This window comes from Burkholderia sp. Ed8 (genome assembly GCF_040761425.1).
GTDB classification, from domain to species: domain Bacteria; phylum Pseudomonadota; class Gammaproteobacteria; order Burkholderiales; family Burkholderiaceae; genus Burkholderia; species Burkholderia seminalis.
Map to the genome: position 1 here is coordinate 943,916 of NZ_CP142885.1, position 16,222 is coordinate 960,137.

Below are 16,222 nucleotides of genomic sequence, written 5' to 3' on the forward strand. Positions count from 1 at the left end.
CGCAAGCCGCCCCGTCGTCAGACGGCGAACGCGCCGTCGAACACGATCCGTTCGTCGAGCGCGAGCGTGCCGCGCGCGAAGATCAGGTCGAGGTGATGGCTGCCGTTTTCGCCGCCGCCGAGCCCGAGATGCAGGCCCGGATGGCGTTCCTCGAACCCGGCGTTGCGGCCGTACAGCCCGCGGATGCCGAGGTTCGTGCCGATGCCGAATTCCTCGATGCGCCGGTGGTTCGCGTGCCGGTCGAGATAGGTCGTGAAATCGCGTCGAAAGCCGGCATCGTCGGTGTCGAAATCGACGATCGTGCTGTTCTCGACCCGCAGCGTCGCGAGCCGCTCGGCCACCTTGTACTTGATCGCGAACGGCACGGTGCCGAGAAACGTGCCGCTGAACACGACCGAGCCGTTCAGGTCGGTCACGTGCGTCGCGATCTCGCCGGGCACGACGTCGAGGTTGCCCATGCCGTCGACGCTCGTCCATTTCTGGTCCGGTGCGAGCGAGCCCGTCAGCGTGTTGCCGGCTTCGTCGATGAAGCGGATCCGTGACGCGCGTGCGGCCGCGTCGATCAACCGGCCGTTGCGTGCGGCGATGTCGTCGAGCGATTCGGCGAAGGCTTCGTCGAGATGCGGGCCGTAATCCTTGAACAAGACCGACTTGCTCCAGTGCTCGACGATCGCGGGGCGGATCGCGGCGAGGAACGGCGGCCCGCTCGGCGAGGGTGTCGGCAGGCACGACGAGTCGTACAGCAGCACGAACAGGTCGGCGTCATTGAGCGCGGCGGCGATGTCGGCGGGCGGGGTGCTTTCGAGGCAGAGGGTCGTGGCGTCGAGCGAATCAGGCAGGGCGGAAAACGCGCGCAACGCGATGTCGCGGTTGCGGGTGTCATGGCCGACCAGCAGTTTTCCCGACTCGCCGCGCGCCAGCTTGTCGCGCAGCGCGGGGTGAAACCCGAGCGCGCGGTGCAGGTTCAGCATGCGTATCTCCGGAAGCGGCGGAAGGGCCGAGGCCCTTCCGCGAGAACGGGTGGCCCGCTCAGACCGGCCAGAGCGCGGTGCCGAACGGCACCACGGCGTCCTCGACCATCATGTCGACGGCCTCGGGGTGCGTGTCTTCCTGCATCCAGTCAAGCAATTCGATCTGCTGGGTGTCCTGCATGTCAATTCTCCTGTGGTGAACATGAGTGATTCAACATGAAAGTGCGGTAGAAAATCTTGCCGCTCCTTGTTCGGTATTTCGTGAATGCCGGACAAGTGGCGTCGATATTAGTCTGACGATTTTGTTAATGCAATGCATTGCGACGTTTTTAGCCAAAGAGTGCTAAACACCGGCATTTTATCGAGGTCGACGGGAAAAGGAGGCCGATAAATAGAATAATGGGACCGACCTGATTTTCCAATTATCGGGATTCCGTTCGATTAATGCATTCGGCCGTTTTTTATAATTCGACGTGCAATGGCGTCGATTATTTCGCATTGCGTGATTCATGAAAGACGATCGCGCACGCGTATCACGCGCATATTGCGCGCGGGCCCGCGTGCGGCGATGCCTCCGGTTTTCTGGCACCATCTGACGATCTTGCGCGACGGCCGCGGCCGCGTGCGCCGTCGTCAGGACGGCATCACAACGATGGAGACGACCCGATGCGTGCAGCGCCGCAACCGGAGCGCGCCGGCCCGACGCAGCCGGCCGCCGGCACCACCGATCCCGACCGCATGGCCGCGTGGCGGCTCGCGATCGGCCTGTCGCTCGGCAGCGCGATCGCGCTCGGCCTCGCACGCTTTTCGTATGCGCTGCTGCTGCCGCCGATGAAGGCCGATCTCGGCTGGACCTTCGCGCAGGCCGGCGCGCTGAATACCGCGAACGCGGCCGGCTACCTGGTCGGCGCGCTGGCGTTTCCGCTGCTGTCGCGGCGCTGGCGCGCGGGCACGCTGCTGGCGGCCGGCTGCGCGTTGACCGTGGTGCTGATGGCGACCTGCGGGCTCACGTCCGGCATGCACGCGCTGCTCGCGCAGCGGCTCGCAACGGGTATCGGCAGCGCGCTGATCTTCATCAGCGGCGGCGTGCTGGCCGCGCGGCTCGCGTCGGCGTCGCCGCGCGATGCGGGGCTGCTGCTCGGCCTCTATTACGGCGGTACGGGATGGGGCATCGTCGCGTCGTCGCTGCTCGTGCCGGCCACGCTCACGCATGGCGTGCACGGCTGGCAGGCCGCGTGGTTCGCGCTCGCGCTCGCCTGCGCGCTGTTCTCGGCGGTGGCCATCGCGGCCGCGCATCGCATCGAGCGCGCACACGCGGCACCGGCGAGGCCGCGCGACGGCACGGCACCGGCGGCAACCGCGCGCGCGGCCCGTTTCGGACTCGCGCTGGCCGGCTACGGCCTGTTCGGCGTCGGCTACATCGGCTACATGACGTTCATCGTCGCGCTGCTGCGCGGCGCGGGCATGAGCGGCACGGTGGTCGCCGCGTTCTACGTGATGCTCGGCGTCGCGACCGTCGTGTCGGCGCGGCTGTGGTCGGGGCTGCTCGACCGGATGCGCGGCGGGCAGGCGCTCGCGGTGCTCAACGCGCTGCTCGGCATCGCGACGCTGATGCCCGCGATGTTCGTGCATCCGGCCGCCGCGTTCGCGTCGGGCGTGCTGTTCGGCGCGACGTTCCTGTCGGCCGTCGCGTCGACGACGGCGTTCGTGCGGCACAACCTGCCGCCCGACGGCTGGGCGAAGGGGATCAGCGCGTTCACGACGGTCTTCGCATTCGGCCAGATCGCGGGGCCGGTCGCGATCGGCTGGGTGTCGGACAGCGCGGGGCTCGCGCGCGGGCTCGTGTATTCGGCGCTGACGCTGTTCGCGGGCGCGGCGCTTGCGGCCGCCCAGCGCGCGTTGCGGACGCCCGCATAATCACGCGAACGTCACCGCACGTACGCGGTGCGCGAGACGCGATGAAACGCGCGGCTGAAGTAGATGAGGCTGTCGCCGTCGTCGCGCACGCGGATCGACGTCGCCTCGATGAACATCACCGAATGCGAGCCGACTTCCTTCATGTCGGCGATCGTGCCCTGCAGGCTGGCGAGCGCGTCGCGCAGCACGGGCACGTCCTGCTCGCCCCGATCCCACACGGGCAGTTCGAAACGCTGCGCCATCGGCAGGTCGGTGAGCCCCGCGAAATGCCGCGCGAGCAGCTCGTGCTCGGCCGGCAGCACGTTGATGCAGACGTGGCGGTTGCGCTCGAAGGTCGCGTGCATCGCGCTCGACCGGTTCAGGCACACGAGCAACGTCGGCGGCGTATCGGTGACGGAGCACACGGCGCTCGCGGTGATCCCGCAGCGGCCGTGCGGCCCGGCGGTGGTGATCACGTTGACGGCCGCGCCGAGGTGGGCCATCGCCTGGCGGAAGGCCTTCTGCGTGTCGGTCGGTTCGACGCGTGCCGGTCGCGGGATATCGGTCGTGGAAGACATGGGTGCTCCTGTTGGACGAAGGCGGCGATCGCGTCACGCTGTCGAGGCAGCGCCGGATCGCCGACGATGATCCAAGCGTACGTCGCGAAAATGCGGGCGACCATTCGCACGATTGACGATGGACATGGCGTTCCCGCCAACGCATCTAAAGGTTCTACCTAGATGCGCGCCGCGCCGCGCGAAAAAAGCGCGATTGGGCGGACGTGCGGCACGCAAAAGGGTATTCAGCGGGTTTTCGGCTCGTTATGATGTGCCGCACACCCCCAGCGAACGACGCGCGCGACCCGCCGGCCACCGGCCTGTCGCGCGGCGCGTGCGACACCCATACCGATATTCAGCGAGACACCCGCGATGACGACGTCACCCGCACCGATCGTATACATCGTCGACGACGACGGCGGCATGCGGACGTCGCTCGCGTGGTTGCTCGAATCGGTCGGCATTGCGTCCGAAGGGTTCGCGAACGCGGGCGAGTTTCTCGCGCGCTTCGACGCGAACCTGCCCGCGTGCCTGGTGCTCGACGTGCGGATGCCCGAGAAAAGCGGCTTCGACGTGCAGGCCGAACTGAATGCGCGCGGCGCGACGTTGCCGGTGATCTTCGTCAGCGGGCACGGCGACATTCCGATGTCGGTGCGCGCGCTGCAGAACGGCGCGATCGATTTCGTCGAGAAGCCGTACAACTCGCAGCAGATGCTCGAACGCGTGCAGCGCGCGCTGCGGCTCGCGCAGCAGCGGCACGCGGTGAGCCAGCGCCACCGCGAGCTGCGCCAGCGGCTGGATGCGCTGACCGCGCGGGAGAAGGAAGTGCTGCGCGGCGTCGTGGACGGCAAGGGCAGCAAGCAGATCGCGTCGGACCTGTCGATCAGCGTGAAGACCGTCGACGTGCATCGCGCGAGCATCAAGGAGAAGCTCGGCGCGACGTCGATCGCCGCGCTTGTGCGCGACGTGATGGTCGTGTGGGGCGACGGCGGGGAGTCGTCGCGATAAGGCCTGCCTGCCGCGCTCAGCGCATGTACAACCCGCCGTTGATGTCCCAGCACGCCCCGTTGGCGAAGTGCGCGTCGCCCGACGCGAGCAGCACGGCGGCATCCGCCACGAAACCGGCCGACCCGAGCTTGCCGCCCGGCAGGCTCGCGAGCACCTGGCGCAGCTTCTCCGGCGCGACGCTCTCATACACGATCGGCAGGTCGAGCGGGCCCGGCGAGATCGCGTTGACGGTCACGCCCTGCGCGGCGAGGTCGCGCGCGAACACCTTGGTCAGCGTCAGCGTGCCGCCTTTCGCGGCCGCATAGTGCGCGCCCGTCGCCGAGCCGCCGTTCTGTCCGGCGAGCGACGCGATGTTGACGATGCGGCCCGCGCCGCGCGCCGCGAAGTACTGGCCGAACACCTGGCAGCCGAACAGCACGCTGCGCAGGTTCACGTCGATCACCTGGTCGAACTGCTCGGCCGTGATCTCCATGGCCGGCACGACCTTCGAGGCGCCCGCATTGTTGACGAGCACGTCGATCGCGCCCCAGCGTGCGACGAGCGCATCGCGCGCGGCTTCGAAATCGCGTTTCGACGTGACGTCGAGCGGCAGCGCGATCGCGCGGGCGCCGCTCGGGTCGAGGTCGCGTGCATGCGCGCGAACGGCGTCGGCGGCGATATCGGCCAGTGCGACGCGGTAGCCGGCTGCATGGAAGCGCTCGGCGATGACGGCGCCGAGCCCGCGCGCGGCGCCGGTGACGAGGACGACTCGATCTGACATGGTGCGTGGTTCCCTGGTTCGCGGGCGCATGCCGGTGGAAGCGGCGCCCGTATCGTGGTTCATGCGGCGAGGGCCGCTTCGAAGTGCGCCGCGATCGCGCAGACCTGTTCGTCCGCGCCCTTGCGCCCGACGATCTGCAGGCCGGCCTTCAGCGGCGAACCGGCGAGCGGCAGCGGCAGGCTGAGCGCCGGATGGCCGCTCAGGTTGAACGGCCGGATCAGCGACGACATCGCGATGACCGACACGCCGTCGCGTGCCTGCTGCAGCGTGATCGGCAGCGCGGGCAGCGTCGGCAGCACCAGCACGTCGGCGTGCTCGAGCGCGGCATCGACCTGCGCGGTGAAGCGTGCGCGGACGATTTCGGCTTCGGCGAGCGCGGCCGGTGTCGTCGTCGCGGCCGTGCGCAGGCGCGCGTCGAGATCGGCGCCGAGCCGGCCCGTCGCGACCAGATGACCGAACGCGCGCGACGTTTCCGCGTTGATGACGGTGAGCCCCGCCGCGAACGCGGCCGACATGTCGTCGAGCACGACGGCGTGCGCGTGCAGGCCCGCGGCGCGAACGGCCGCATCGAGCGCGGCCGCGATGGCCGGATCGGCTTCGACCGTGACGTGCGCGACGGTAAAGCCTGCCACGGATGCCGCGGCTTGTGCACGATCGAAGCCCGGTGCGATCGCGGCCATCACCGCGGCCAGCGTGCGGATATCGCGCGCAAACGGCCCGACGCAATCGAGCGTCGTGTCGGCGGGCGCGACGCCGCGGCGCGATACGCGGCCGAACGTCGGCTTCAGGCCGGCCACGCCGCAGCACGCGGCCGGCCCCCGGATCGAGCCGCCGGTGTCGGTGCCGAGCGCCGCGTCGACGGCGCCGAGCCCGACGAGCGACGCGGACCCGCTCGACGAGCCGCCGGGAATGCGCGTCGCATCTTGCGGATTGACGGGCGTGCCCGTGTAGTCGTTGATGCCGGTCATGCCGAACGCGAGCTCGTGCATGTTCGCCTTGCCGGCAATCTGCCAGCCGGCGTCGAGCAGCAGGCGGACCACGTCCGCGTGATGTGCGGCCGGCGGCGCGTCGGCGAGCGCGCGGCTTGCCGCGCGGGTCGGATGGCCCGCGATGTCGATCGTGTCCTTGATCGCGATCGTGGGGCCGGGGCCGCCCAGCGTGAAGGTGTCGATGAAGCCTGTCATGGTCGGTATCGCGCGAAAGCGGTGGAATGGATCAGGACCGTGGCGCGGCGGCGAGCGGCCACGGGCCGTCGAGTACGCGTTCGGTGCGGAAATGACGGATCAGCCACGCGGAGCCGCTGGCCGCCGGCGCGAAATCGACGGTCAGCCGCGCGGCGATTAGCTCGGCCGAACCGTCCGCATAACGCGACGCCTGCAGCATGATCCAGCGGCCGCGCGCGCGCGTGTTGCCGGCGCCGATCTCGATCGACTCCGACGTCAGGAAGTGCAGGTTCGCCGCGAAATGCGGGTCGGGCGGCAGGTAGCGGCCCAGCATCGCGACGATCGCGGCGGTGCCTTCGAGGCGGCCGAACTTGCGCGCGTAGTGCGGGCCGATGCCTTCCCACACGGCGTCGGCGGTGAACAGTTCGGCGAGCGACGGGCCGTCGCCGGCATCCTCGGGCACGTCGCACAGCGCCATGTAGCGCGTGAGCGTCGCGCGCACCGCGCGCTCGGCGTCGAGCGCGGCCAGGCGCTGCACGAGCGCATCGATCGGGTCCGGCGGCAGGTCGCTCATCGCGCGCCTCACGCCGCGGGCTTCGCGGCCGGCGGCACGGTCAGCGCGCGGCCGACGCGCGCCTCGATCTTGCCGTAGCGCCACAGGTTGTATTCGCCGACGGGCGTCGTGCGATACAGGTTGCAGACGGCGACCGTCGTGTCGAAATCGGCGACGTCGGCCATGATGTAGAACGTCCACGGCGCGCCGTCGGCCTGGCCGACCACGAGGCGGTCGTCGTCCATCACGCCGAGCACGCGCACGCCGGGCATCGCTTCGACGGCCGCGAGCATCGCACCGTACGCCTGCCACACTTCGCCGATCTTCTCGCGCGGCAGGTCGAAGAAGTTCTGCGACACGCCGCAGCAGAACAGGACGCGCAGCGGCAGCGGATTCGGGTCGGACATATCGGGCTCTCCAGAGGAATCGATGGGGCGCATGAATCGGCCGGCGATCATGCGTGTTCAGGAACGGCTTCGGTCGACACGGGTCACAGATAGCCGGGAAACGGCGTCACGCCGGTGAACACCGCACCCGCGCCGTCGAAGTTGCCTTCGCCGAGAAACGCGTGCTGCGTGACGACCATCGCGTCGCGCAGCAGCCGCTGCAGCGGATGCGTGCGATAGATCGCCGCCGTGCCGCCGAGGCGGTACGCGCGTTCGACGACGCTCGCGCCTTCGCGTGCGATCTGCGTGGCCGCGAGCCGCAGCAGGCTGACCTGCTCGGGCGTCACCGGATTGCCGGCGAGGATCGATCGCCACACGGTGTCGGTCGCGTCGTAAAAAAACGCGCGCGCCGAGCGCAGTTGCGCCTCGGCCTTCGCGAGCTCGATGCGGTAGTACGCGCGATCGGCGAGACGCGGTGCGCCGGTCGTCGTTTGCCGGCCGCCCGACATCCGGTTCACGACGTCGAGCGCCGCGCGCGCGAGGCCGAGGTTGACGACGGCCAGCACCTGCGCCGCGTACGCGACGGTCGGGTAGCGGTACAGCGGCTCGTCGACGGTCGGTTCGCCGCCGCGTACGAAGGTCCACGCTTCCGGCACGAAGCGGTCGTCGATGCGCAGGTCGTGGCTGCCGGTGCCCTGCATGCCGACCACGTTCCAGTTCTCGACGATCTCGACGTCGGCCGCGCGGAACACGGCCGTGCGCGGCTTGTTCGGTGCGGCGTCCTGTGCGCCCGGCACGGCGATGCCGACACCGAGCCAGTCGGCGCCCTTGCAGCCGCTCGCGAATTTCCACGTGCCGTTCACGCGCCAGCCGCCCGGCGCGGCCTGCGCCGGCTGCACCGGGAACAGGCCGCCCGCGAACACCTGGTCGGGACCGCTCGCGTACAGCTCGGCCTGCGTCTCGAGCGGCAGCGCCGCGAGATAGACGTTCGCGGAGCCGAAGCTCGCGACCCACGCGGCCGACCCGTCGGCCGTCGCGATGCGCTCGATCATGTCGAGGAACGCGGTCGGCGCGAGCGCGTCGCCGCCGAAGCGGCGCGGCGTGCCCGCGCGATAGATGCCGGCCTGCTTGAACAGCGCGATCACGTCGCGCGGCACGTGCGACAGACGGTCGAATTCTTCGCGGCGCGCGGCGACGGTCTCGATCACCGCGTCGAGCGGCGACAACGGCGCGGCCACGGAACCTGCCACGGACGGCGAGGACGGCGCGGGTTCGATGGCGAGGGCGGCTTGCGGCATGGTTGTCTCCTGGGCGGACAAGGGTTCGGATGCGGATGGCATGCGTGCCGTGCGGGGCTGGACCTGCGGCACGACGATGCAGCCAGTCTAGAAACGCCGAAAACACGCAGCAATTGGTGCGTTGGGCCGTGCGACTGGTGACGTTCCGGGCCGGCCTAAAGAAATCTTCAGGTGCGATCGGCGCGCGCCGGTGCTATGTTGGATTTCCGGCCGCGCGATGCCGCGCGCCTTCATCCGGATCCGATCATGAGTTTCCCCGACGACGACGATTTCCACCGGCTGCTCGACGCGCTGACGACCTGCGTGCTGCTGCACGACGCGCGGACGAAGGCGATCGTGTGGGCGAATCGCGCCGCGTGCATCGCGCTCGGTTTCTCCGTCGAGGAGTTGCTGCCGCTGAAGGCGCCGGACATGACGCGGCCCGAGCCGAAATACCAGCGCGAGATCGCGGTGAGTGCCTGGGATCGTGCGCTCGTCGACGGGCCGCAGGTGTACGAGTGGTGCTATCGCTCGCGTACGGGCGTCGACATGCTGTCCGAGGCCACCGCCACCTACGTGCCGCTGCGCGGGCGCGACGTCGTGATGGTGCAGTTCCGCGACATCAGCGCGGAAGAGGCGGTTCGCCGGCAGTTGCGCCGCTACGAGGCGCGGCTGCGCGAGTTCATGCAGGATCTCGACGAAGGCATCGCGGTCGTGACGCCGCACGGCGGCGTGCAGTTCATCAGCGAATCGGGCCGCCGCGTGCTCGGGCTCGCGCCCGACGAACCGCTCGGCGCGGTGCTCGACTACTGTTCCGCGGCCGATCGCGACCGGCTCGTCGCACAACTGCGCGATGCGCCGTCGGCGTACCCGTCCGCGCCGCAGCGCTACCGGATCGTGCGGCGCGACGGCTCGCCGTGCTGGCTGCGCATCCTGTGCCGGCAGGTCGAGATCGAAGGCGATCTCGACGGGCTGCTCGTGCAGTTCCGCGACGTGAGCGACGAAGTCGCGATCGAGGACGCGCGGCGTGCGGAGGCGCGGATGCTCGAATACGCGGGCCGCTACAACGCGATGGGCGAGATGGCGAGCGTGATCGCGCACGAGCTGAGCCAGCCGCTCGCGGCCGTGCGCAACTTCATCGAGGGCGCGGTGCGGCGGCTGAACGGCAACGGCGCCGTCGACGACGCGATCTGGGGGCTGCGCAGCGCGGACCGGCAAGCCGAGCACGCGGCGCTGATCATCAAGAGCGTGCGCGAATTCATCGTGAAGCGCGAGCCGGTCGTCGCGGTCGCCGACCTGCGCGACATCCTTGCCGATGTCGCTTACTTCATCGAGCTGCGCGCGAAGGAAGCCGGCGTGACGGTCGCGCTCGTGCAGGCCGACGTGCCGCTGCCGATCCGCTGCGAGCGCGTGCTGATCGGGCAGGTGATCCTGAATCTCGCGTTCAACGCGATCGAGGCGTTCGCCGGCTGCGAGCGCCTGCCGCGTACGCTGACGCTCGCGACGGCAAACCTCGCCGGGCATGCGGAGCTGCGCGCGATCGACAACGGTCCCGGCATCGCGGAAGGTGCGCACGACCGGTTGTTCGACGGTTTCTCGTCGTCGAAAGCCGGCGGCAACGGCATCGGGTTGTCGCTGTGCAAGAGCATCGTCACGCGTCACGGCGGGCGGATCGCCGCGAGCCCGGCCGGCGGCGGCGGGCTCGACTGCCGCGTGACGTTGCCGCTCGCCGGCGCACCCGCGTAGCCGCCGCGTCGCGTCGCGGCCGGGCAGCGACGCGCGGCGCGCGCTCATCGTCCCAGCGCCCGCGCGGTCTGGCCGCCGATGCCGAAGTCGGTGACCGGAATGTCCTTGATGATCACGCGCGTGGCTTGAAGCGGCGCGTCGAGCACGCTCGCGCCCGCGTCGGACAGCGCGGCGATCAGCGCGCGTTTCCGTGCGTCGGTGCGGCCGGCGATCAGGATCGCGACGATCACCGGCAGCGACGGCGGCGCGCCGTCCGCGGCACTGCGGCCGCCGAGGCCGACATGCGTCGCGGGCAGCTCGGTGAGCAGCACGCGCACGGATTCGGCCGGTGCGCCGATCGCGTCGACGGTCGCACCGGTCAGCCGCGCGATCAGCTCGGCCTTGCGTGCGTCGTCATGGCCGGCCGGCAGGAAAACTTCGAGTGTGGGCATGGTGGTCCGGAAAGGTGAAGGTTGCCGGCTCACCTTTGCACTTGCAGCGGTGAACCGGCCGCGGCTTACAGCAGGAAGCCGATCGCGCTGAGTGCTTCGGTCGAGTCGATCAGGCGCACGACCTTCTCCGCGATCCGCATCTCGCCTTCGGCATCGACGTGCAGCGTGTGCGTGACGTCGGCCGCGAACAGCGTCGCGGCGCCGCGCTTGTACGCGACGACGACCTGCGCCGATTTCAGCGCGACGGTGTCGGCGCCGCCGCTTTCCAGCGTGAAGCGCGACACGGTGCGCACCGTGCGCGCCGCGTCGGTCGCCGAGGCCGAATAGCCGGACACCATCCGCTGCACGCGCTTCTCGCGCATGTCGTGGTCGTCGAACACGTAGTTCAGCGTCGCCGCGAAATCGGTCGCATCGGGGTCGATCGGCACCACGTAGTGGCCGGCGGGCTCCCACAGGTCGAGCCAGGCGCGGTAGTCGCGGCGGTCGAGCATCTCGGCTTCGCGCCACACGAATTCGACCGCGCGGGCGAAGGTCTGCTCGGAAAAGAGGGCGTTGCGGTCGTCCATCATCGTTGCTCCATCATCTTGCGCCATTGCTGGTAGGCCTCGCGCATGCCGGTCTCGTCGGTCGCATGGGCGGTCTTTTCGCCGTTCGCGGCGGTCGTTTCGCGGTTCAGCCCGCGGTTCACGAGGATCGGCACGTCGGGGCCCGCATGCGCGCCGCGCTGCACGCGCTCCCACGCTTCCGCGTCGTCGGGGCTGCCGAAGCCGAACGGGCCCTGGAAGTGCTCGTGAATCCGCAACCGCTCGCGGTTCGCTTCGTCGGGGCCGCCGTCCATCGCGAGCGCGACGTGGCGAATCTCGGTTTCGTTCGCGGAGATCGGCCGCAGCACGCGGAAGAACGCCATCGACAGCGCGAGGTTCGGGAACAGGTTCAGGTTGAAGCCGACGCCCATCAGCGAGCGCACGATGCGGCGCACCTCGTCCGGCGCGTGACGTTCGGCGAGCGTGGCCGCGAGCGGCGCGAAGCGCTCGGGCAGCGGCGCGCCGTCGTCTTCGTCGAGATCGATCAGCTCGGGCATCAGCACCGCGAGGCTGTGGCCGTTGCCGAGCCCGCGGCAGAACGCGTCCTCGCTCGTCATGAAGCTCGTGATCGCGGCGGCCGTCTCGTCGTCGATCGACTTCATCCACGACTTGTGCACGACCGGAAAGTGGTAGAGATCGGTGGTGTTCTCGAGCTGGATCTTCCAGTTGCCCTTGAACTTGAACTTGTGCTCGCCGTTCGCCTTGATCGGGTAACCGGCGCCCTGTTTCATGAACAGGTCGATCCACGGCTTCGCGCCGCCGAGGAAATCCTCGAGCGGCTCAACGGCGTCGTTGAAGCTCGCGAAGATCAGCCCCTGGTACACGCCGACGCGCAGCTTCACGAGCGGCAGGTCGCCTTTCTCGCACACGCCTTCGTAGCCGTCGCCGTACGGCAGCGCGCGCAGCGTGCCGTCGAGTGCGTACGACCAGCTGTGATACGGGCACGTGAAGCCTTTCGCGTTGCCCTTGTGCGCTTCGCACACGGTCGCGCCGCGATGGCGGCAGCGGTTCTGCAGCACGTTGATTTCGCCCGTCCTGTCGCGCACGACGATTACCGGCTGGCGGCCGATCGTCGTCGTGATGAAGTCGCCGGGGTTCGGCAGCTCGCTCTCGTGCGCGACCCAGATCCAGGTGCGGTAGAAGATGCGGTCGAGCTCGGCTTCGAACAGCGCGGGGTCGTGATACATCGCGGGCGCGATGCGGTCGGGTTGCACGAGACCGTGCAGCGCACGGGTGTCGATCGTCTGGTAGGCAATGTCGCTCATCGTCGTCGTGGGGAAAGAGCTGCGAAATCGGGCCGCGTCGCGCGCGGCATCGAGTACCCAGTCTCGTCTTCCGCTACATATCCGTCAAATTGATCTAAAATTGGCCGTTCAATAAATGCGGCAAATGATGGAGGCTACAATGACGTCGGTCGATCATCTCGATCTGAACCTGTTGCGCGTATTCCAGGCGATCGTCGAGGAGCGCAGCCTGACGAAGGCCGGCGAGCGGCTTGCGCTGTCGCAGCCGGCCGTCAGCTATTCGCTCGGCCGGCTGCGCACGCTGTTCGACGATCCGCTGTTCGTGCGCACGCGCTCGGGCATGCAGCCGACGCCGGTCGCGCTGGAGCTGGCCGGCATCGTCGGCAAGGCGCTCGACATGGTGCGCGTGGCGCTGCGCTACGCGGAGCGTTTCGATCCGGCCACCAGCACGCGCACGTTCCGGCTGTCGCTGTCGGATGCGGGCGAGATGGCGTACCTGCCGGCGATCTGCCGGGCGCTGCGCGAGCGCGCGCCGCGCGTGACGCTGAGCGTGCAGCCGCTGCCGGTGGAGGAGATCGAGGAAGCGTTGCGGGCGAGCCGGCTGGATTTCGCGATCGGCAACCTGCCGGAGCTGATGCCGCGCACGCGTCACCAGGTGCTGTTCGAGGAAACCTACGTGTGCATGACGGGCCGCCGGCGCGGGTTGCCGGCCGGCGCCGCGCTGGGTCTCGAGCCATTCGTGCGCGCCGCGCACGTCAACGTGAAGTCGGTCGAGCACAGCCATCACGCGCTCGACGACGCATTGCGCGCGCAGGGCGTGGGCCGCAACATCGCGCTGGAAGTCCCGCACTTCGTCGCGCTGCCGAGCGTGCTGTCGGTCACCGATCTCTATGCGACGCTGCCGAGGCGGCTCGCGCAGATCCTGAACCGCGACAACGCGTTCCGCCTCTATGACCTGCCCGTCATGCTGCCGCCCGCACCGGTGACGATGCACTGGCACGAGCATTTCCACGAGGACGAGGGCAACGCATGGATGCGTGCGCTGCTCGCCGAGATCGTCGAGCGTTTCGACGACGCATGACGGCCGCGACGCGCGCGTCGAATCTCAGAGATCGAGCACCAGCACCGCCGAGCGCGCGCGCGACACGCAGCAGCAGATCACCGTGTTGCTCGCGCGTTCGGCCTTGCTGAGGCAGTGGTCGCGATGATCGGGCTCGCCGTCGAGGACGGGCACCATGCAGGTGCCGCACACGCCTTCGCCGCATGACGTATCGACTTCGATGCCGATGCGCGCGAGCGCGTCGACGATCGACGTGTCGGGCGTCACGCGCACCGATTGTCCGCTGCGTTGCAGCCGTACCTCGAAGCCGTCGACCGGACCGGGATCGGCGCCGGTCTTGCCCGCCTCGGCGGCGACGGGTTCCGCCGCGAAACGTTCGAGATGGATCGAATCGTCGGGCACGCGCGTCGCGGCCGCCGCGACGACCGCGTCCATGAACGGCCCCGGGCCGCACGTGTAGACATGCGCGCGAGCATCGATCGGCGCGACGCAGCGGCCGAGTTCGGCCGCGAGCGTATCGGGCTCGACACCGTAGTGGAACGTCACGTGCGGCGCGAACGGCTCGGCCGACAGCGCGTCGACAAAGGCCGCGTGCTCGCGGCTGCGCGCGAAGTAATGCAACTGGTAGCGCGCGCCGCGCTTGTGCAGCGCGTACGCCATCGACAGCAGCGGCGTGATGCCGATGCCGGCCGCGATCAGCACGTGCTCGCTCGCGTCGTCCGTCAGGCGAAACAGGTTGCGCGGCGCGCCGATCGACAGCTCGGCGCCGACGGCCACGTCGTCGTGCAGCGAACGCGAGCCGCCGCGCGACCGCGCTTCCTTCTTCACCGCGAACAGGTAGCTGCCGCGCTCGTCGGGGTCGCCGCACAGCGAGTATTGCCGCGTGATGCCGGACGGCGCGGTGACGTCGATATGGGCGCCCGGTTCGTACGCGTCGAACGGCTGGCCGTCGACGCGCGAAACCCGGAAACAGCGGATGTCCTGCGCCGCGTCGATCAGCGCGTCGATCCGGACCTGGTGGCGGTTCGCTTGCATGGAAAATTCCGTGGGGTGGGAGGAGCGCGGCGCGGCAGGCACGGCGCCGTCATGCGATCGAGAATAGGGACGGGCGTCGCATAAATCAAATCGATTAAAAAGCAATGTCCTAATCAGTGGGGCGGATAATGGTCGGTTGGCGCGACGGCGCTCACCGCACGGCGATCGCGTCGCCCGCATCGGCTGCCGGCAGCGGCGGCGCCGCTGCCTGGCCGCGTTCGCGATCGAGGCTGCGGCGATAGTGCCGGCAGCCGGCGGCGAGCAGCAACGCCGCGAGCGTGGCCGCCGCGACGTTGACGATCGACATCGAATGGCCGACCGCGGCCGGCGCGCCGAACACCCGATCGGTGAACAGCGCGACGACGGTCGTGCCGATCCCGAGCGCGATCAGGTTCGACACGAGCAGGAACAGCGCGGAGATCTGCGCGCGCATCTGGTTCGGCGCGAGCGTCTGCATCGCGGCGGTCGACGTCGGCATCGGGAACGACGCGAAGAACATCGCGACGACGAGCATGGCCAGCGACGCCGGCAGGCTGTCGAGCTGCGTGAACAGCGTGGCGGGAATCACCATGCAGGCGGCGCCGAGCGCGCCCGCGCGCATCGGCGCATCGGCACGGCCGCGCCGCAGCAGCCAGTCGTTGAGCCAGCCGCCGCAGAACACGCCGGCCGTGTTCGCGACCAGCAGCACGATGCCGAGCGTGTAGCCGGCTTCGACGGCCGTCATCCCGAAGCGGCGGATATAGAACGCGGGCGTCCAGCTCAGCAGGCAGTACAGCGTCATCGCATAGAACGAGAAACCGAGGTAGTGGCACGAGAAGGTCGCCCGATGCGTGCCGACGAAGCGCAGCGAGTCGCGCATCGACACGCGCCGCACGGCGCCCGAGCGATCCTGCGCGAGCCCCTTGCGCTGCGGGTCGCGCACGGTCGCGGCGAACAGCAGCGCGACGAGGATCCCCGGCAGCCCGACGATCAGGAACGTGACCTGCCATGCATGCACCTGCCCGACGACGGGCAGCGTGAACGCGCTCGCATGCTTGAGCAGCGCGATCACGTAGCCGCCGATCAGGAACGCGACGCCGCCGCCGATGAACGAGCCGAGCGAATACACGGCGATCGCGCGCCCGAGCTTCTCCTTCGGGAAGTAGTCGGCGAGCATCGAATACGCGCCGGGCGACAGCGCGGCCTCGCCGACGCCCACGCCCATCCGCGCGACGAACTTCTGCACGAACTGCTGGCTGAGCCCGCATGCGGCCGTCGCGACGCTCCACAGCGCGATGCCGAGCGAGATGATGCGCGGGCGCGCGTAACGATCGGCGAGATACGCGACGGGCAGCCCCATCACCGCGTAGAACAGCGAGAACGCGAAGCCGTTGAGCAGGCTGAACTGCGTGTCGGACAGGTGCAGGTCGCGCTTGATCGGCTCGATCATCAGCACGAGGACCTGGCGGTCGACGAACGAAAAGACGTACGCGAGCATGCAGATGACGACGACATACCATTCGTACGTATAGCGCTTGCCGTCGGCAGCGCGGGCCGGGGATGCGGACATGC

The 16,222-nt window shown here is 69.2% G+C and carries 17 protein-coding genes; 4 read left to right on the top strand and 13 right to left on the bottom strand.

The window, feature by feature from the left end; all coding sequences use genetic code 11:
* Window positions 1-17 precede the first annotated feature (17 nt).
* Together VXM69_RS04465 and VXM69_RS04470 are read right to left on the bottom strand one after the other, a co-directional pair.
* A complete protein-coding gene (locus VXM69_RS04465; protein ID WP_049033179.1) occupies window positions 18-971 on the bottom strand; it encodes a leucyl aminopeptidase (aminopeptidase T) in 954 nt (317 codons plus the stop codon).
* Between the two features lie 58 nt (window positions 972-1,029).
* On the bottom strand, window positions 1,030-1,152 hold the full coding sequence (locus tag VXM69_RS04470; RefSeq protein WP_006766865.1) for a hypothetical protein: 123 nt from the start codon (window positions 1,150-1,152) through the stop codon (window positions 1,030-1,032).
* Between the two features lie 485 nt (window positions 1,153-1,637).
* Between VXM69_RS04470 and VXM69_RS04475 the strand changes: the two genes are divergently transcribed.
* Window positions 1,638-2,888 (top strand): YbfB/YjiJ family MFS transporter, encoded by a 1,251-nt coding sequence (locus tag VXM69_RS04475; RefSeq protein WP_367189057.1) that lies wholly within the window; start codon window positions 1,638-1,640, stop codon window positions 2,886-2,888.
* An 11-nt stretch (window positions 2,889-2,899) separates the two neighbouring features.
* On the opposite strand, the gene hpaC is transcribed toward VXM69_RS04475, so the two are convergent.
* Window positions 2,900-3,445 carry a 4-hydroxyphenylacetate 3-monooxygenase, reductase component gene (hpaC, locus tag VXM69_RS04480; protein ID WP_034188318.1) on the bottom strand — a complete coding sequence of 182 codons (546 nt, stop codon included), beginning with the start codon at window positions 3,443-3,445 and terminating at the stop codon, window positions 2,900-2,902.
* Window positions 3,446-3,796: 351 nt separating this feature from the next.
* Here hpaC and VXM69_RS04485 point away from each other — a divergent pair, with 351 nt between their 5' ends.
* The gene (locus tag VXM69_RS04485) at window positions 3,797-4,432 is read left to right on the top strand and encodes a response regulator (RefSeq protein ID WP_059559628.1); all 636 of its coding nucleotides are present in this window, start codon (window positions 3,797-3,799) and stop codon (window positions 4,430-4,432) included.
* A gap of 16 nt (window positions 4,433-4,448) precedes the next feature.
* Here the strand turns inward: VXM69_RS04485 and VXM69_RS04490 are convergent, their stop codons facing one another.
* The 5 genes from VXM69_RS04490 to VXM69_RS04510 form a co-directional block, all read right to left on the bottom strand.
* Window positions 4,449-5,192: an SDR family NAD(P)-dependent oxidoreductase gene (locus VXM69_RS04490; protein ID WP_059559625.1), complete on the bottom strand. Its 744-nt coding sequence runs from the start codon at window positions 5,190-5,192 to the stop codon at window positions 4,449-4,451.
* A 59-nt stretch (window positions 5,193-5,251) separates the two neighbouring features.
* Complete coding sequence (locus tag VXM69_RS04495) at window positions 5,252-6,376, bottom strand: amidase (RefSeq protein WP_367189058.1); 1,125 nt, start codon at window positions 6,374-6,376, stop codon at window positions 5,252-5,254.
* A gap of 31 nt (window positions 6,377-6,407) precedes the next feature.
* The gene (locus VXM69_RS04500) at window positions 6,408-6,929 is read right to left on the bottom strand and encodes a nuclear transport factor 2 family protein (protein WP_034188590.1); all 522 of its coding nucleotides are present in this window, start codon (window positions 6,927-6,929) and stop codon (window positions 6,408-6,410) included.
* Window positions 6,930-6,937: 8 nt separating this feature from the next.
* A complete protein-coding gene (locus VXM69_RS04505) occupies window positions 6,938-7,315 on the bottom strand; it encodes a hypothetical protein (protein ID WP_034188314.1) in 378 nt (125 codons plus the stop codon).
* 83 nt (window positions 7,316-7,398) lie between these two features.
* Window positions 7,399-8,592 carry an acyl-CoA dehydrogenase family protein gene (locus VXM69_RS04510; protein WP_034188313.1) on the bottom strand — a complete coding sequence of 398 codons (1,194 nt, stop codon included), beginning with the start codon at window positions 8,590-8,592 and terminating at the stop codon, window positions 7,399-7,401.
* A 195-nt stretch (window positions 8,593-8,787) separates the two neighbouring features.
* Between VXM69_RS04510 and VXM69_RS04515 the strand changes: the two genes are divergently transcribed.
* Window positions 8,788-10,317: an ATP-binding protein gene (locus VXM69_RS04515; protein ID WP_367189059.1), complete on the top strand. Its 1,530-nt coding sequence runs from the start codon at window positions 8,788-8,790 to the stop codon at window positions 10,315-10,317.
* A gap of 44 nt (window positions 10,318-10,361) precedes the next feature.
* On the opposite strand, the gene VXM69_RS04520 is transcribed toward VXM69_RS04515, so the two are convergent.
* The 3 genes from VXM69_RS04520 to VXM69_RS04530 all read right to left on the bottom strand — a co-directional run bounded on the left by VXM69_RS04520 (window position 10,362) and on the right by VXM69_RS04530 (window position 12,597).
* The gene (locus tag VXM69_RS04520; RefSeq protein ID WP_367189060.1) at window positions 10,362-10,748 is read right to left on the bottom strand and encodes a tautomerase family protein; all 387 of its coding nucleotides are present in this window, start codon (window positions 10,746-10,748) and stop codon (window positions 10,362-10,364) included.
* Between the two features lie 65 nt (window positions 10,749-10,813).
* The gene (locus tag VXM69_RS04525) at window positions 10,814-11,317 is read right to left on the bottom strand and encodes an aromatic-ring-hydroxylating dioxygenase subunit beta (RefSeq protein ID WP_049030802.1); all 504 of its coding nucleotides are present in this window, start codon (window positions 11,315-11,317) and stop codon (window positions 10,814-10,816) included.
* Window positions 11,314-12,597: a Rieske 2Fe-2S domain-containing protein gene (locus tag VXM69_RS04530; RefSeq protein ID WP_059559616.1), complete on the bottom strand. Its 1,284-nt coding sequence runs from the start codon at window positions 12,595-12,597 to the stop codon at window positions 11,314-11,316. Before VXM69_RS04530 ends, VXM69_RS04525 begins: the two co-directional genes overlap by 4 nt.
* Before the next feature lie 139 nt (window positions 12,598-12,736).
* Here VXM69_RS04530 and VXM69_RS04535 point away from each other — a divergent pair, with 139 nt between their 5' ends.
* Window positions 12,737-13,657: a LysR family transcriptional regulator gene (locus VXM69_RS04535; RefSeq protein WP_049030804.1), complete on the top strand. Its 921-nt coding sequence runs from the start codon at window positions 12,737-12,739 to the stop codon at window positions 13,655-13,657.
* Between the two features lie 24 nt (window positions 13,658-13,681).
* On the opposite strand, the gene VXM69_RS04540 is transcribed toward VXM69_RS04535, so the two are convergent.
* Both VXM69_RS04540 and VXM69_RS04545 read right to left on the bottom strand, forming a co-directional pair.
* Window positions 13,682-14,671 carry a PDR/VanB family oxidoreductase gene (locus tag VXM69_RS04540; protein ID WP_034188307.1) on the bottom strand — a complete coding sequence of 330 codons (990 nt, stop codon included), beginning with the start codon at window positions 14,669-14,671 and terminating at the stop codon, window positions 13,682-13,684.
* A 151-nt stretch (window positions 14,672-14,822) separates the two neighbouring features.
* Complete coding sequence (locus tag VXM69_RS04545) at window positions 14,823-16,220, bottom strand: spinster family MFS transporter (RefSeq protein WP_367189061.1); 1,398 nt, start codon at window positions 16,218-16,220, stop codon at window positions 14,823-14,825.
* Between the last annotated feature and the right edge of the window lie 2 nt (window positions 16,221-16,222).

Coding starts and splice junctions, on each gene's coding strand:
- VXM69_RS04465 (WP_049033179.1), bottom strand. CDS start 971: ATGCTGAACCTGCACCGCGCGCTCGGGTTTCACCCCGCGCTGCGCGAC.
- VXM69_RS04470 (WP_006766865.1), bottom strand. CDS start 1,152: ATGCAGGACACCCAGCAGATCGAATTGCTTGACTGGATGCAGGAAGAC.
- VXM69_RS04475 (WP_367189057.1), top strand. CDS start 1,638: ATGCGTGCAGCGCCGCAACCGGAGCGCGCCGGCCCGACGCAGCCGGCC.
- hpaC (WP_034188318.1), bottom strand. CDS start 3,445: ATGTCTTCCACGACCGATATCCCGCGACCGGCACGCGTCGAACCGACC.
- VXM69_RS04485 (WP_059559628.1), top strand. CDS start 3,797: ATGACGACGTCACCCGCACCGATCGTATACATCGTCGACGACGACGGC.
- VXM69_RS04490 (WP_059559625.1), bottom strand. CDS start 5,192: ATGTCAGATCGAGTCGTCCTCGTCACCGGCGCCGCGCGCGGGCTCGGC.
- VXM69_RS04495 (WP_367189058.1), bottom strand. CDS start 6,376: ATGACAGGCTTCATCGACACCTTCACGCTGGGCGGCCCCGGCCCCACG.
- VXM69_RS04500 (WP_034188590.1), bottom strand. CDS start 6,929: ATGAGCGACCTGCCGCCGGACCCGATCGATGCGCTCGTGCAGCGCCTG.
- VXM69_RS04505 (WP_034188314.1), bottom strand. CDS start 7,315: ATGTCCGACCCGAATCCGCTGCCGCTGCGCGTCCTGTTCTGCTGCGGC.
- VXM69_RS04510 (WP_034188313.1), bottom strand. CDS start 8,592: ATGCCGCAAGCCGCCCTCGCCATCGAACCCGCGCCGTCCTCGCCGTCC.
- VXM69_RS04515 (WP_367189059.1), top strand. CDS start 8,788: ATGTTGGATTTCCGGCCGCGCGATGCCGCGCGCCTTCATCCGGATCCG.
- VXM69_RS04520 (WP_367189060.1), bottom strand. CDS start 10,748: ATGCCCACACTCGAAGTTTTCCTGCCGGCCGGCCATGACGACGCACGC.
- VXM69_RS04525 (WP_049030802.1), bottom strand. CDS start 11,317: ATGATGGACGACCGCAACGCCCTCTTTTCCGAGCAGACCTTCGCCCGC.
- VXM69_RS04530 (WP_059559616.1), bottom strand. CDS start 12,597: ATGAGCGACATTGCCTACCAGACGATCGACACCCGTGCGCTGCACGGT.
- VXM69_RS04535 (WP_049030804.1), top strand. CDS start 12,737: ATGACGTCGGTCGATCATCTCGATCTGAACCTGTTGCGCGTATTCCAG.
- VXM69_RS04540 (WP_034188307.1), bottom strand. CDS start 14,671: ATGCAAGCGAACCGCCACCAGGTCCGGATCGACGCGCTGATCGACGCG.
- VXM69_RS04545 (WP_367189061.1), bottom strand. CDS start 16,220: ATGTCCGCATCCCCGGCCCGCGCTGCCGACGGCAAGCGCTATACGTAC.